This window comes from Metapseudomonas resinovorans, from assembly GCF_002003485.1.
GTDB lineage: Bacteria > Pseudomonadota > Gammaproteobacteria > Pseudomonadales > Pseudomonadaceae > Metapseudomonas > Metapseudomonas resinovorans_D.
This window is the reverse complement of sequence record NZ_BDMA01000013.1, coordinates 21,976-35,306: the sequence shown is the minus strand read 5'-3', so window position 1 is coordinate 35,306 and position 13,331 is coordinate 21,976. Positions and strand designations below refer to the sequence as shown.

Sequence of the window (13,331 nt, the reverse complement as noted above, 5' to 3'; positions counted from 1 at the left end):
GGGAGAGGGGGTAAGAGCCATGCACCTCCTACGCACCCAGCCCGGCGGCTTCGTCCCCGACGACGGCATCGCCCACCTGGCCCAGACGCCTGCCGAGCTGGTGATCCTCTGCAGCGGCGATTCGCACCTGGCGCTGCTGGCCGAAGCCGCTCGCGAGTTGCCCGCGGACTACCCGAGCCTGCGCCTGGCCAACCCCATGCAGCTGCAGAATCACGCCTCGGTGGACCTCTATGTCGACGAGGTGCTGCAGCACGCCAAGGTCATCCTCATATCGGTGCATGGCGGCGTGGGTTATTGGCGCTACGGCATCGAGCAGCTGGTGGCACTGACCGAGCGCGGCGCGAAGTTGATTCTGGTACCCGGAGACGACCGTCCTGACCCGGAACTGGCCAGCCTGTGCACGGTTTCGGCCGAAGATGCCGAACGTCTTTGGCAATACCTGCGCCAAGGCGGACTGGACAATGCGCGGCAACTATTCAGTTGCGTGGCCAGCAGTTGGCTTGAGCGGGATTATCCCTGGACCGAACCAAGGGTCCTCCCACGCGTTGCCATCTACCACCCACGCATTCGCCCGGCGCAATTGGCGGATTGGCAGGCCGAATGGCAAGGCGACCGGCCGGTGGCCGCCCTGCTCTTCTACCGCACCCACCTGCAGGCGGCGAATACCGCCTTTATCGACGCCTTCTGCGAGCGCCTGGCCGCCCAGGGCCTGAATCCCCTGCCCATCGCCGTCGCCAGCCTCAAAGAGGCCGAGTGCCTGGAGGCCGTGGAAAACTGGCTGGACGCCGCAGGTGCCGGGCTGATCATCAACACCACAGGGTTCGCTCAGTCCAATCCGGACGCCCCCAGCCTGCGCCCCTTCCGCCGTGACATCCCGGTGCTGCAGGCCATCTGCTCACTGGACAACGAACCGCTCTGGCGGGAAAACCCGCAAGGCCTCGGCCCGCGCGACCTGGCCATGCACATCGCGCTGCCGGAACTGGACGGCCGCATCATCACCCGGCCCATCAGCTTCAAGGGGATGGCCTGGCGCAGCGAGCGCAGCCAGAGCGACGTGGTCTGCTATCTGCCGCATACCGAGCGCATGGACTTCGTCGCCGAACTGGGTAGACGTTGGTGTGCACTTTCGCGCAAAGCCAATGCCGACAAGCGCGTGGCGCTGATCCTCGCCAACTACCCCACACGTGATGGCCGCGTCGGCAATGGCGTGGGGCTGGATACCCCGGCTGCCGCATTGAACATCCTTCGCGCGCTGGAAGCCGAAGGCTATCCGCTGACCGGCCTGCCGGAGAATGGCACCGCGCTTATCCACAGCCTGCTGGGCGGCGTCAGCAACGACCTGGACAGTCTCGACCTGCGCCCCTGCGCCCAGAGCCTGGCCCTCCCCGACTACCTCGACTGTTTCGCCCGACTGCCCGAAGCCAATCAGCGTGCCGTGCGCGAACGCTGGGGTGAGCCGCAGCAGGACCCGATGTTCCGCAGCGGCCGCATGATGGTCGCCGGTCTGCGCTTCGGCCTCGCCTTCGTCGGCATCCAGCCGGCGCGCGGTTACCAGCTCGACCCGGCCGCCATTTACCACGACGCCGACCTGGTGCCGCCCCACGGTTATCTCGCCTTCTACTTCTGGTTGCGCGAGGTGTTCGCCGCCGACGCACTGATCCACGTCGGCAAGCACGGCAACCTGGAATGGCTGCCGGGCAAAGGTGTCGGCCTGTCCGCTGAATGCTGGCCGGACGCGGTAATGGGCCCGCTGCCGAACATCTACCCCTTCATCGTCAACGACCCCGGCGAAGGTGCGCAGGCCAAGCGCCGCGCGCAGGCGGTGATCATCGACCACCTGATGCCGCCGTTGACCCGCGCCGAGAACTACGGCCCCCTGCGCGACCTGGAGCGCCTGGCCGACGAGTACTACGACGCCTCCCTGCTGGACCCGCGCCGCGCCGTGCAGCTGCGTGGGGAAATCCTCGAATTGGTGAAGGCCACCGCCCTGGATCGCGAGCTGAACCTGGTCATCAACGACGACCCGGAAAGCTGGCTGCCGCAACTGGATGCCTACCTCTGCGACCTCAAGGAATCGCAGATCCGCGACGGCCTCCATGTGTTCGGCGAATCCCCAACCGGACGCCTGCGCGACGACACCCTGCTGTCCCTGGTGCGCATTCCACGCGGCGATGGCAAGGGTGCCAACGCCAGCCTGCTGCGCGCCCTGGCCAGCGACCTGCAACTGGGTCGCGACCCGCTCGACCTCAACTGGGCGGAGCCCTGGGATGGCCCGCGTCCGGCGGTGCTTGAGGCCGTCAGCAATGAGCCCTGGCGCAGCAACGGCGACACCCGCGAACGCCTGGAAATGCTGGCGCTGGGCCTGATCGAAACCACGGACTTCGGCTCCATCGGCCCCGCCAGCGATGCGGTTATCCACAACCTGCGCGCAGTGATCGCCCCCAGCCTGGATGCCTGCGGCAGTGCCGAAATCGGCGGTGTGCTGTCTGCCCTGGAAGGCCGTTTCGTTCCGCCCGGTCCCAGCGGCGCACCCAGTCGCGGACGTCTCGACGTGCTGCCCACGGGACGTAACTTCTTCACCGTGGACGTCCGCAACCTGCCCACACCCACGGCCTGGCGCCTGGGTTTCCAGTCCGCCAACCTGCTGCTGGAACGCCACCTGCAGGACCACGGCGACTACCTGCGCCAGCTCGGTATTTCCGTCTGGGGCACCGCCACCATGCGCACCGGCGGCGACGACATCGCCCAGGCCCTGGCACTGATGGGCGTGCGCCCGGTATGGCAGGCCGGCAGCCAACGCGTGGAAGACTTCGAAATCCTGCCGCTGTCCCTCCTCGACCGCCCACGGGTGGATGTGACGCTGCGTGTGTCCGGCTTCTTCCGCGATGCCTTCGCCAACCTTATTCGCCTGTTCGACGCCGCGGTGCAGGCGGTGGCCGAACTGGACGAGCCCGACGACATGAACCCCCTCGCCGCCCGCGTGAAACTGGAAAGCGCGCGTCTCGCGGCCGAAGGCATCAGCCCCGAAAGCGCTCGCCTGCAAGCCGGCTGGCGAGTGTTCGGTGCCCAGCCCGGCGCCTACGGTGCAGGGGTGCAGGGCGCCATCGAGGAACGCCAGTGGCAGGACCGCACCGAACTGGCCGAGGTCTACCTCAACTGGGGCGGCTACGCCTACGGCGCCCAGGATGCCGGCACGCCGGCGCGAGAACGCTTCGCCCAGCGGCTGCAAGGACTGCAAGCCGTGCTGCAGAACCAGGACAACCGCGAGCACGACATCCTCGACTCGAACGACTACTACCAGTTCCAGGGCGGCATGCTCGCCGCCGCCGAAACCCTGCGCGGCGAGAAAGTCGCCAGCTACCACGGCGACCACAGCCAGCCGGACCTGCCGCGCATCCGCTCCCTCAAGGAAGAACTGGGCCGCGTGGTCCGCTCCCGCGCGGCCAATCCGAAGTGGATCGCGGGCATGAAGCGCCACGGCTACAAGGGCGCCTTCGAGCTGGCGGCGACGGTGGACTACCTCTTCGCCTTCGACGCCACCAGCGAACTGGTGGACGACCACCAGTACCAGCTACTGGCCGATGCCTACCTGCTGGACGACGACACCCGCGAGTTCATCCGCCAGCACAACCCCGAAGCCCTGCGCGACATTGCTGAGCGACTGGTGGAAGCCCAGCAGCGCGGGTTGTGGGAGAACCCCGGGGAATACCGCGAGGCGATCGAGAATCTGATGCTGGATATTGAGGAGCAATGATTCGCACTGGGGCCCAGGCAACCTGTGGGAGCGATTTCAATCGCGATGGTCCGCGCAGCAGCCCCACAGTCCGTAGGGTGGATCACGCTTCATCGATCCACCATCGTCGGTTGGACTGACCTCGTTGGTGGATGTGAAAAGCGACATCCACCCGACCTATCTCTGCGCGCCCAGTGCACAGCGTAGGTTGGTGCAGAGCGCAGCGAAGCCCAACGTTTCGGGGTTGAGCCGGCATGTTGGGTTTCGCGAGCTCTACCCAACCTACAAGAGCATTCCGCCACGCGACCCACGATTCACCCCCGCAACCGACGCGCCGCCTCCCGCAGGATCGCTTCGGTCCCCGCCCAGCCCAGGCAGCCGTCGGTGATCGACACGCCGTAGCGCAGGTCGCAGGACAACGACTGCGCACCATCGAACAGGTGGCTCTCGATCATCACCCCACGCAGGGCGTTCTGTCCGGCCAGGCGCTGGTCGATCACGTCTTCCAGTACTGCCGGCTGGCGCAGCGGGTCCTTGCCACTGTTGGCGTGGCTGCAATCGACCAGGATGCGCGGCGCGATGCCGAGCTTCTCAAGCCCTTCGCGAGCCGCCTGCACGCTGGCCGCGTCATGGTTGGGGCCCTTGTGGCCGCCGCGCAGTACCAGATGGGTATCTGCGTTGCCAGCGGTCTGCACCAGCGCCGGACGGCCCTCGGCGTCGATGCCGAAATGCTGGTGGGCGTGGGCCGCCGAGCGCATGGCATCGGTGGCGATGCCGAGGCTGCCATCGGTTCCGTTCTTGAAGCCAACCGGCAGGTCCAGGCCGCTGACCATCTCGCGGTGGATCTGCGACTCGCTGGTGCGCGCACCGATGGCAGCCCAGCTCAGCAGATCGTCCAGGTAGCCGGCTACCAGCGGTTGCAGCAACTCGGTCGCGACCGGAAGGCCCAGCTCGGCCATTTCCAGCATCAGCCGACGGCTTAGCGCCAACCCTTCCGCCATGTCGCCACTGCCGTCCAGATGCGGATCGTAGACCAGGCCCTTCCAGCCCACGGTGGTGCGCGGCTTCTCGACGTAGGCGCGCATCACCAGCAGCAGCTGGTCACTGACTTCAGGCGCCAGGGCGGCGAGACGCCGGGCGTAGTCGAGGGCGGATTCCGGATCGTGGATGGAACAGGGGCCGACCACCACCAACAGACGCGAATCCTCGCCATCCAGCACGGCGCGCACGGCCTCACGCTGGGCGTTGATCTGACGGGCGATGGCTGGACTCAGCGGCAGGCGCTGGCGCAACTCGGCGGGGGTGGGCAGCGGTCGGGTGCTGCGCGATGGGGGAAGCGCAGCTTCCAGCGCGATGGCATGGAGCGGCTGTACAGCGGTGGGCAGAACGGAAACGGAAGAGTTCATGACTGGCGTCCTCAGCCGGCGCGGCTCGATCCGCGCGCGGCGCTATCTGGGTGTTCGATTCAACGGTGTCTGTGCGGAGCCTGCGCGGCTAAATCGCCAGTCGGAGTTGCGGTAATAGGTCTGGTAGGTGCGATAGCTGATCATGGTGCGATCCTCGAATTTCATGTGTTTGGCCTTGTGGGCCGGAAAACAAAAACCCCCGGTCGGGTTGCCGACCGGGGGTTTCGTGGAGCTTTGGTGGCGACCCTGCTGGAGTGGGCCGCCTGATTGGGTATCAGGCCAGCCCGTGGCTAAACCAATACCCATAGAAATAGCTGACCGCAGCGGCCACACGCACACGCGCCTGGGCCTTGGCCGGGCAAGCGATGAGCGAAGTGGAAGCAAGGTGCGGCATGACAATCTCCAAAGCGAATGCTGGCTAACCTACTGCATCGCCGCGTGCCGTTCAATCACTGATTTCTATCGGGGCGTTCGGGCTTTCGCTACCATGCCCGCCAGGCACCGCAGGACACAGCCATGACCGAGATCCCCCACTTCCCCTTGAGCGCCGTCGTCGGTTCCGACGAACTGAAGCTGGCGCTTTACCTGGCCGCCATCGACCCCGCCATTGGCGGTGTGCTGATCGAAGGCCCGCGTGGCATGGCCAAGTCCACCCTGGCCCGGGGCATCGCCGACCTGCTGCCGGACGCCGACTTCGTCACCCTGCCCCTGGGCGCCAGCGAGGAGCGCATCGTCGGCACCCTGGACCTGGACGCCGCCCTCGGCGAAGGCCGCGCGCGCTTCGCTCCCGGCGTGCTGGCCAAAGCCCACGGCGGCGTGCTCTATGTGGATGAAGTGAACCTGCTGCCCGACCACCTGGTGGACCTGCTGCTGGATGTGGCCGCCAGCGGCGTGAACCAGATCGAGCGTGACGGCATTTCCCACCGTCACCCCGCCCGCTTCGTGCTGATCGGCACCATGAACCCCGAAGAAGGCGAGCTGCGCCCGCAACTGCTGGACCGTTTCGGCCTCAAGGTGCTGCAGAACGGCCAGCCGCAGCCTGCCGAACGCGCCGAAATCGTCCGTCGTCGCCTGGCCTTCGATGCCGATCCGCAAGCCTTCATTACCCGCTGGGGCAACGAGCAACAGGCCTTGGCCCAGCGCTGCAAGGATGCCCGCACTCGCCTGCCCGGCATTCCGCTGGACGACACCGCCCTCGACGAAATCGCCCGGCGCTGTTTCGCCGCAGGCGTCGACGGCCTGCGCGCCGACCTGGTCTGGCTGCGCGCCGCGCGTGCCCATGCCGCCTGGCGCGGCGCTGATCAGATCGATGCAGTAGACATCGACGCCGTCGAACACTTCGCCCTGGCCCATCGTCGTACCCACACGCCGCCAGCCGCCGAGCAGCCGCCGCAGTCCCAGTCCTCCGGCTCGCAGCCCGAGTCTTCCACCGGCGAAGGCCAGTGGGGCGAACTGCCTGCCCAGGCGATGCCCATGGGAGAGCGGCGCGACCTGCCGCGCTGGCCAAAAAAGCCCTGAGCATCCGCCCGCGCACGGTCACAGGGGCGGGTGCCCGGCCCAGACCCGGCACTCTCGGCAACGGCCGCAGCGGCGCTCGCCGTGCGGGTACCAATGGCGTCATCCAGTGGCTGCCGACCCTGCTGCGTGGCCGCCCGCGCAAAGCCGCCGATCTGGTTCGAGCTCCTCGTAGCCAGCGCCCCGAGCAACTCTGGCTGGTGGTAGTGGACGCCTCCGCCTCCACTCGCCGCCACGGCGCTCTCGCTCAAGCCAAGGGACTGCTGGCCGGTGTGTTCGAAGCCGCCTACCGCCAACGTGTGCGCCTCGCCGTGCTCCACGCCACCGGCCGCCAACCCCAGTGGCTCTGGCAGGGCCAGAAAGCCTCTCCCGCCCTGCATCACTGGCTCGCCGAACTCGGCGCCGGGGGCGGCACTCCGTTGATCGATGCGCTACAGCAATCCGCCCATTGGTTGGCGCGGCGGCAGCGGCAAAAGCCGGCTGAAGAACAGCGTTTGCTGGTGCTCACCGATGGGCGATTGAAGGACTGGTCGTCATTGCAGCCACCGGGTTGCCCGACGCTGCTGGTGGATATCGAAAGCGGGCCGATCCGGCTGGGGCGGGCGAAGAAGCTGGCGGAAGAGTTGGGCGCGGAGTACCGAGCAATTTCCGATCTCTAGGCTGGCCCCTCCCCTCTCCACTTCTCACATAACGGGCCCGGGACAGCTGAAGCGGTCGCAGACATATACGTGGCGCAATCGAATCATCCACTCAGAACATCCGAACGTGATCGCTGAACACGCCGAACTCAGCGACATGCTGGTTGTAAGCGGCAATCGCCTTGGCATTCTCGGATAGCCATGCAGCCCGAACTTGCTTTTCACTCGTCCGGGAGTTCTCCGAATCACTTTCCTGCTCTTCGAGAACAAGCTTCATTTCATCCTTCATGGATGATTGCCTCCATCTTTCATCAACATCTCCGGCACCGGCCGCTCTTCCACGATCCGCTCCTGCACCCAGCGCAGTACCTCTTCTTCATCCCGAATGCGGTACCACTCCCCTTCCGGATAGAGGCTGGCGGAGGGGCCCTCGTCGCAAGGGAACTGGCACTGGGTGCGGGTGATGTGCACGCCACCTTCGCACTCCAGCTTGCCGGCAGCCTTGAGGGTTTCGCGCAGCTTCTTCCACAAGGGCAAGGCACCCCGGCGGGTGCAGCGCGGGCCGTTGCACAGCAGCAGGCGGCGGGCGTGGGGCGGGATGCAAGACCAGGAATGACTCTCCGGTAGCGCCGGCACGTCCACGCAATCCAGATGCAGTTCACGGCGCTCGATCAGCGCACAGGCGGCGCCGGCCGGGTCGCTGTCGAACTGGCCGAGCAGGCTGGCGACGAAGAGTTGATCGGGCGCCTCCAGAGCGGCCAGCTCGCTGCGCAGCCAATCCAGGTGCTGGGCCGAGGATTGCGGTTCGAGGTCGATCACCAGCAACGGGCGCGGGCTTTCCTGCGCCACCTGCCAAAGGGCGTCGTAACCGGAAGCGGTGTCGACGATATCGGCCAGTGCCGACTCACCACGCAGGGCCAATAGCTGGCGGCGAAAGAGTTCGGCAAAGGAACCTTCGACAAGGTCCGGCCCGGCGAACAGCACGCGGGCGTAGGGTGTTGCGGTCATGGTGTTTCCAGGTAGGTGGCGAGGGCCTGCCAGAGACCCTCGATGGAATCGAACTCACGGGCCACGACGGGCAGGTCGGGGCGCTTGAGGATCAGTACCGGCAGCCCCAGCTCGCGGGCCACCTGCAACTTGGGTTCGGTGGACTGGCTGCCGCTGTTCTTGCTGATCAGCACATCGCTTTGCAGCCGCGCGAACAACTCGCGCTCGCCTTCGAGGCTGAACGGACCGCGCGCGCCTATCACCTCGTAACGCGGTCCAGCCGGCTGCCCTTGCAGGCAGCGCACGGTCCAGTGCTGCTGCGCTGGAATCTCGTGCAGGTGTTCCAGCGGCTCGCGGCCGAGGGTGAAGAACGGGCGACGAAAATCCTTCAGGGCATCGATCAGCCCGGCCCAGTCGGCGACTTCGCACCAGTCATCTTCAGGGCCTGCCTGCCAGCCTGGACGCCGCAGCGCCCAACAGGCAACTCCGGCTGTTTCGGCGGCGGCCGCGCCGTTCCGGCTGATCTGCGCGGCGTAGGGATGGGTGGCATCGATCAGCAGATCGATGCCCTCTTCCGCGATGTAGCGGGCCAGCCCATCCACGCCACCATAACCACCCACACGCACCTGGCAGGCGAGGTCATCCGGCACCTTGCCGAGGCCAGCGAGGCTGTAGACATGCTCAGGGCCGAGGCGGCGCGCCACGGCCAGCGCTTCGGTGACGCCGCCCAGCAGGAGGATGCGTTTCATCGTTGTGCCACGTCACCGCCAGGCTTCACCACCTCCAGCAGCGTGATCGGCAGCGCTGAACGCCAGGTATCGAAGCCGCCCAGCGGCTGGGCCTGGGCAATGGCGATGCGGGTGAGCTCGCCACCGTGGTTTTCACGGAAGGCGACCAGCGTGGCTTCGCTCTGCAGGGTCACGGCGTTGGCAACTAGGCGGCCACCGGGTTTGAGCTGGTTCCAGCAGGTGTCGAGCACGCCGGGTTCAGTGACGCCACCGCCAATGAAGATGGCATCTGGCACCGGCAGCCCATCCAGCGCCAGCGGGGCCTGGCCCGCCACCAATTGCAAGCCGGGTACGCCGAGGGCGTCGCGGTTGTGGCGGATGTGATCCTGACGCCCTTCGTTGGCTTCGATGGCGATCGCCCGGCAGCTCGGGTGCGCGCGCATCCATTCGATGCCGATGGAGCCGCAACCGGCGCCCACGTCCCAGAGCAGCTCACCGGGGCGTGGCGCCAGACGCGCCAGGGTGATGGCACGGACATCGCGTTTGGTGAGCTGTCCGTCGTGGCGATAGGCGTCGTCCGGTAAACCGGTGGTCAGCGGCAGCGAGCGAGTGCCTTGGTCGGGTTGAATCTCGATGGCGACTAGGTTGAGGGCGGCTGCCTCGTCGAGGGACCAGTTGCCTGCGATGCCGTCGATGCGACGCTCCCGTTCACCACCAAGATGCTCCAGTACCACAAGGCGACTGGGGCCGTAGCCCGCCTCGACCAACAGGCTGGCAATGGCTGCCGGGCTACGGCCATCGTTGCTCAGCACCAGCAGGCGGGCACCCTCGTGCAGATGGGCATTGAGCGCCGCCAGTGGACGGGCGACGACGGAAAGCAGGGTCACGTCCTGCAACGGCCAGCCCAGCCGGGCAGCCGCCAGGGAGTAGGACGAAGGCGCCGGAATCACCTGCATTTCTTCCACCGCGAGCTGCCGCGCCAGGCTGGCGCCGACACCGAACAGCATGGGGTCGCCGCTGGCCAGCACGCAGATCGGCGTGCCGCGTTTTTCCAGGACGGGTGCCAGGGAGAAAGGGCTTGGCCAGGGACTGCGGCGGGCGCGAATGCAACGCGGCAGCAGGTCGAGTTGGCGCGGACCGCCGACCACTTCAACGGCCCCCAGCAAGGCATGGCGCGCAGCCTTGCCCAGGCCTGCGTAGCCGTCTTCACCTATCCCCACCACTGTCAGCCAGGGCTGCATTCGCTGTCCTCGATTCCGAAAAACGCCACAGACATTCGGCTCCCGACAGGCAGCCTTTTCATAGGTCCGGGCAAAGCGGGCATAATAGCGCCCTTCATCGGTTGCCGGCGCGGCGCACAGTCGCTCCGGCTTAAAGGGAACACGGACAAACCGTGGCTGCCCCCGCAACTGTAAGCAGCGAGTCCATGCAATCGAGGTCACTGGGGAAACCCGGGAAGGCCGCAGTGGATGACGACCTGCCAGCCAGGAGACCTGCCGGTGAAACCAGTCGCGTGTGTACGCATCGAGCGGGGTGTATCGATGCAACGTTGTCCCTGAATCAGGGAACCGGGTCGCCGCGACGCCAACCATGGTGACCTGAGTGAAACACGCCCAGCCCACAGCGCCATCCGTCCGTCCCTCGGCATGCCCGGGGTTGCTGCGCATCGTCCAGGCGAAGGACGGCGGCATCTGCCGGATCAAACTGCCTTGCGGCCGCCTGGATTCCGAGCAGGTCCGTGCGGTGGCGACCGCTGCAAGCCAGCATGCCGGCGGCGTGATCGAGGCCACCAATCGCGCCAACCTGCAGATTCGTGGTGTGAAGGCCGGTGCCGAGCAGGCGTTGATCGATGTCTTGCTCGCTGCGCGCCTGGGTGCCGATTCCCCCGGTGCCGACGACGTGCGCAACCTGATGGTCAGTCCGCTCGCCGGCCTCGATCCATCCGCCCTTGTGGATATCTCGCCCCTGGCCGAGCGGATTCTTGCGCTGCTGCAGGACAAGCCGCACTTCCATGCCCTGTCGCCGAAGTTCGCCCTGCTGCTGGATGGCGGCGAGTCGATGGCGATGCTTGAGCACCCCCACGATCTCTGGCTCTCGGCGATGGGGTCCGGCGAGCACGCACCATTCGCCTTCGGCCTGGGGGGCTGCCCGCCACAATCGAAGGATGACGTCGCGGCCCTGGCCGCAGTAACGCGCGAACAGGTACCCGCCCTGGTGGAAGCCCTGCTGGACCTTTTCCTCGAACTGGCGACACCCGATCAGACGCGCATGCGCCACCTGCTCGCCGTGTACCCGGAAGGCGACCTGCTGCTGCGCCTGCAACAGCGGCTGGACGTCCCCCTGCTGCCCGCGGGTGACTGGCACCGCCCCGCCCCGCAGCCCTTCGCCCATCTCGGCATTCGCGATAGTCGCCACGTGGGTGGCGCGCCCGCCCTCGGTCGACTGGATGCCACACAACTCAAGGCGCTGGCCGATCTCGCCGACAGCCAGGGCGACAGCAGCCTGCGCCTGACGCCCTGGCAATCGGTGCTGCTGCCCAATGTCCGCGATCCCGAAGCGACGCTGCGCGCGATGCGGGACCTCGGCCTCGCCACCGATGCACGCGCGCCCCTGGCGCGGCTGGTTGCCTGTACCGGGTCGGCCGGCTGTGCCAAGGGCCTGGCGGATACCAAGTCCGATGCACTGGCCCTGACGCCCCTGCTGCCGGCTGATGCGATGGTTCATCTCAGCGGCTGCCCGCGCTCATGCGCCTCGGCTCATGTGGCGCCCTTTACCCTGCTGGCCGTCGCCCCCGGCCGTTACGACCTCTTCCAGCGCGGCGGCGCCGGCTTCGGCCGCGTGCTGTCGCGTGACATCAGCATCCAAGAGGCCGGCGAACGCCTGGCCGCCTCTCCTGACACCTGGAGTTCCACCCCATGATCGAGTACATCCGCGATGGTCAGAAGATCTATCGCAACTCCTTTTCCATCATTCGCGCCGAGGCCAACCTCGCCGGCATTCCCGCCGACCTGGAGAAACTCGCGGTACGCGTGATTCATGCCTGCGGAATGGTCGACGTGGTGGAAGACCTGCGGTTCTCCCCCGGTGCCGGAGCCGCCGGCCGCGCTGCCCTGGCCGCTGGCGCGCCGATTCTCTGCGATGCGCGCATGGTTGCCGAGGGCATTACCCGCGCACGCCTGCCGGCAGACAACAAGGTCGTCTGCACCCTCAATGACCCCGGCGTGCCGGAACTGGCCCGCGAGCTGGGTAACACCCGCTCGGCGGTGGCGCTGGAACACTGGCGCGAACACCTTGAAGGCAGCGTGGTAGTGATCGGCAACGCCCCCACCGCACTCTTCTACCTGCTGGAAATGCTCGACGCAGGCGCACCGAAGCCCGCGCTGATCCTCGGCTTCCCGGTGGGCTTCGTCGGTGCGGCGGAGTCCAAGGACATGCTCGCCGCCGATAGCCGCGGTGTGCCCTATGTGATCGTGCGTGGCCGTCGCGGCGGTAGCGCCATGGCGGCAGCGGCGGTCAATGCACTGGCCACGGAGGTGGAGTGATGACCGGTAAAGGACGGCTGATCGGCCTTGGCGTAGGCCCCGGCGACCCGGAACTGATTACCCTCAAGGCGCTGCGCCTGCTGCAATCGGCGCCCGTCGTGGGCTACTTCGTGGCCAAGGCGAAAGCCAATCAGGGCCAGGGTGGCAACGCCTTCGGCATCATCGAGCAGCACCTTGCCGACACCCAGCAGCGCATGCCGCTGGTGTACCCGGTGACCACCGAAAAGCTGGAGCCGCCGCTGTCCTACGAGACCGTGATCAGCGACTTCTACGACACCGCTGCCGAACAGGTCGCCCAGCACCTGGAAGCCGGTCGTGACGTCGCGGTGATCTGCGAAGGCGATCCCTTCTTCTACGGTTCCTACATGTACCTGCACGACCGCCTGGCCGATCGCTACGAAGTGGAAGTGGTGCCCGGCGTCTGCTCCATGCTGGGCAGCGCAGCAGTGCTCGGCGTGCCGCTGGTGTACCGCAACCAGAGTCTTTCCGTGCTTTCCGGCGTGTTGCCGGAGGACGAACTCAAGGCACGGCTGGAGGACGCCGAAGCGGCCGTGGTGATGAAACTCGGGCGCAACTTCGACAAGGTGCGCCGGGTGCTGCAGGACCTCGGCATCGCCAGCCGCGCCCATTACGTGGAGCGCGCGACCATGGCCAACCAACGCATCGTGCCGCTGGATGAAGTGGACCCGATGGCCTCGCCCTACTTCTCGATGATCGTCATCCCCGGCCAGAAGTGGAGGGGATAATGCCGCGCGAAATATCCGTGCCCGTAGGGTGCGCCG

At 66.8% G+C, this 13,331-nt stretch carries 11 protein-coding genes and 1 riboswitch; of the genes, 6 read left to right on the top strand and 5 right to left on the bottom strand.

What is annotated here, in order from left to right:
- Positions 1–19 precede the first annotated feature (19 nt).
- Positions 20–3,754: a cobaltochelatase subunit CobN gene (gene cobN, locus MnOB_RS03635; RefSeq protein ID WP_077522125.1), complete on the top strand. Its 3,735-nt coding sequence runs from the start codon at positions 20–22 to the stop codon at positions 3,752–3,754.
- A 293-nt stretch (positions 3,755–4,047) separates the two neighbouring features.
- Here the strand turns inward: cobN and MnOB_RS03630 are convergent, their stop codons facing one another.
- Positions 4,048–5,139: a 3-deoxy-7-phosphoheptulonate synthase gene (locus tag MnOB_RS03630; RefSeq protein WP_077522123.1), complete on the bottom strand. Its 1,092-nt coding sequence runs from the start codon at positions 5,137–5,139 to the stop codon at positions 4,048–4,050.
- A gap of 516 nt (positions 5,140–5,655) precedes the next feature.
- On the opposite strand from MnOB_RS03630, the gene MnOB_RS03625 reads away from it, so the two are divergent.
- Together MnOB_RS03625 and MnOB_RS03620 are read left to right on the top strand one after the other, a co-directional pair.
- Complete coding sequence (locus MnOB_RS03625; protein WP_077522121.1) at positions 5,656–6,657, top strand: magnesium chelatase ATPase subunit I; 1,002 nt, start codon at positions 5,656–5,658, stop codon at positions 6,655–6,657.
- Entirely contained in the window at positions 6,639–7,313 is a 675-nt protein-coding gene (locus MnOB_RS03620) for a vWA domain-containing protein (protein ID WP_077522199.1), read from the top strand. Before MnOB_RS03625 ends, MnOB_RS03620 begins: the two co-directional genes overlap by 19 nt.
- 91 nt (positions 7,314–7,404) lie before the next feature.
- On the opposite strand, the gene MnOB_RS03615 is transcribed toward MnOB_RS03620, so the two are convergent.
- Genes MnOB_RS03615 through cbiE form a run of 4 tightly spaced genes read right to left on the bottom strand, consistent with a single transcriptional unit; the run spans position 7,405 to position 10,248 of the window.
- Entirely contained in the window at positions 7,405–7,581 is a 177-nt protein-coding gene (locus MnOB_RS03615; protein WP_077522119.1) for a type II toxin-antitoxin system CcdA family antitoxin, read from the bottom strand.
- Positions 7,578–8,300, bottom strand: a complete 723-nt coding sequence (locus MnOB_RS03610; protein ID WP_077522117.1) for a (2Fe-2S) ferredoxin domain-containing protein — start codon at positions 8,298–8,300, stop codon at positions 7,578–7,580. The genes MnOB_RS03615 and MnOB_RS03610 overlap by 4 nt, the downstream gene beginning before the upstream one ends.
- Positions 8,297–9,028, bottom strand: a complete 732-nt coding sequence (locus MnOB_RS03605; RefSeq protein ID WP_077522115.1) for a cobalt-precorrin-6A reductase — start codon at positions 9,026–9,028, stop codon at positions 8,297–8,299. The genes MnOB_RS03610 and MnOB_RS03605 overlap by 4 nt, the downstream gene beginning before the upstream one ends.
- Positions 9,025–10,248 (bottom strand): precorrin-6y C5,15-methyltransferase (decarboxylating) subunit CbiE, encoded by a 1,224-nt coding sequence (gene cbiE, locus MnOB_RS03600; RefSeq protein WP_077522113.1) that lies wholly within the window; start codon positions 10,246–10,248, stop codon positions 9,025–9,027. Before cbiE ends, MnOB_RS03605 begins: the two co-directional genes overlap by 4 nt.
- An 81-nt stretch (positions 10,249–10,329) precedes the next feature.
- Positions 10,330–10,522, top strand: a riboswitch (cobalamin riboswitch).
- Positions 10,523–10,609: 87 nt separating this feature from the next.
- Here cbiE and cobG point away from each other — a divergent pair.
- The 3 genes from cobG to MnOB_RS03585 are packed head-to-tail and all read left to right on the top strand — an operon-like array spanning position 10,610 to position 13,295.
- On the top strand, positions 10,610–11,926 hold the full coding sequence (gene cobG, locus MnOB_RS03595; protein ID WP_077522111.1) for a precorrin-3B synthase: 1,317 nt from the start codon (positions 10,610–10,612) through the stop codon (positions 11,924–11,926).
- The gene (locus tag MnOB_RS03590; RefSeq protein ID WP_077522109.1) at positions 11,923–12,549 is read left to right on the top strand and encodes a precorrin-8X methylmutase; all 627 of its coding nucleotides are present in this window, start codon (positions 11,923–11,925) and stop codon (positions 12,547–12,549) included. Before cobG ends, MnOB_RS03590 begins: the two co-directional genes overlap by 4 nt.
- Positions 12,549–13,295, top strand: a complete 747-nt coding sequence (locus MnOB_RS03585) for a precorrin-2 C(20)-methyltransferase (RefSeq protein ID WP_077522107.1) — start codon at positions 12,549–12,551, stop codon at positions 13,293–13,295. The genes MnOB_RS03590 and MnOB_RS03585 overlap by 1 nt, the downstream gene beginning before the upstream one ends.
- Positions 13,296–13,331: the final 36 nt, after the last annotated feature.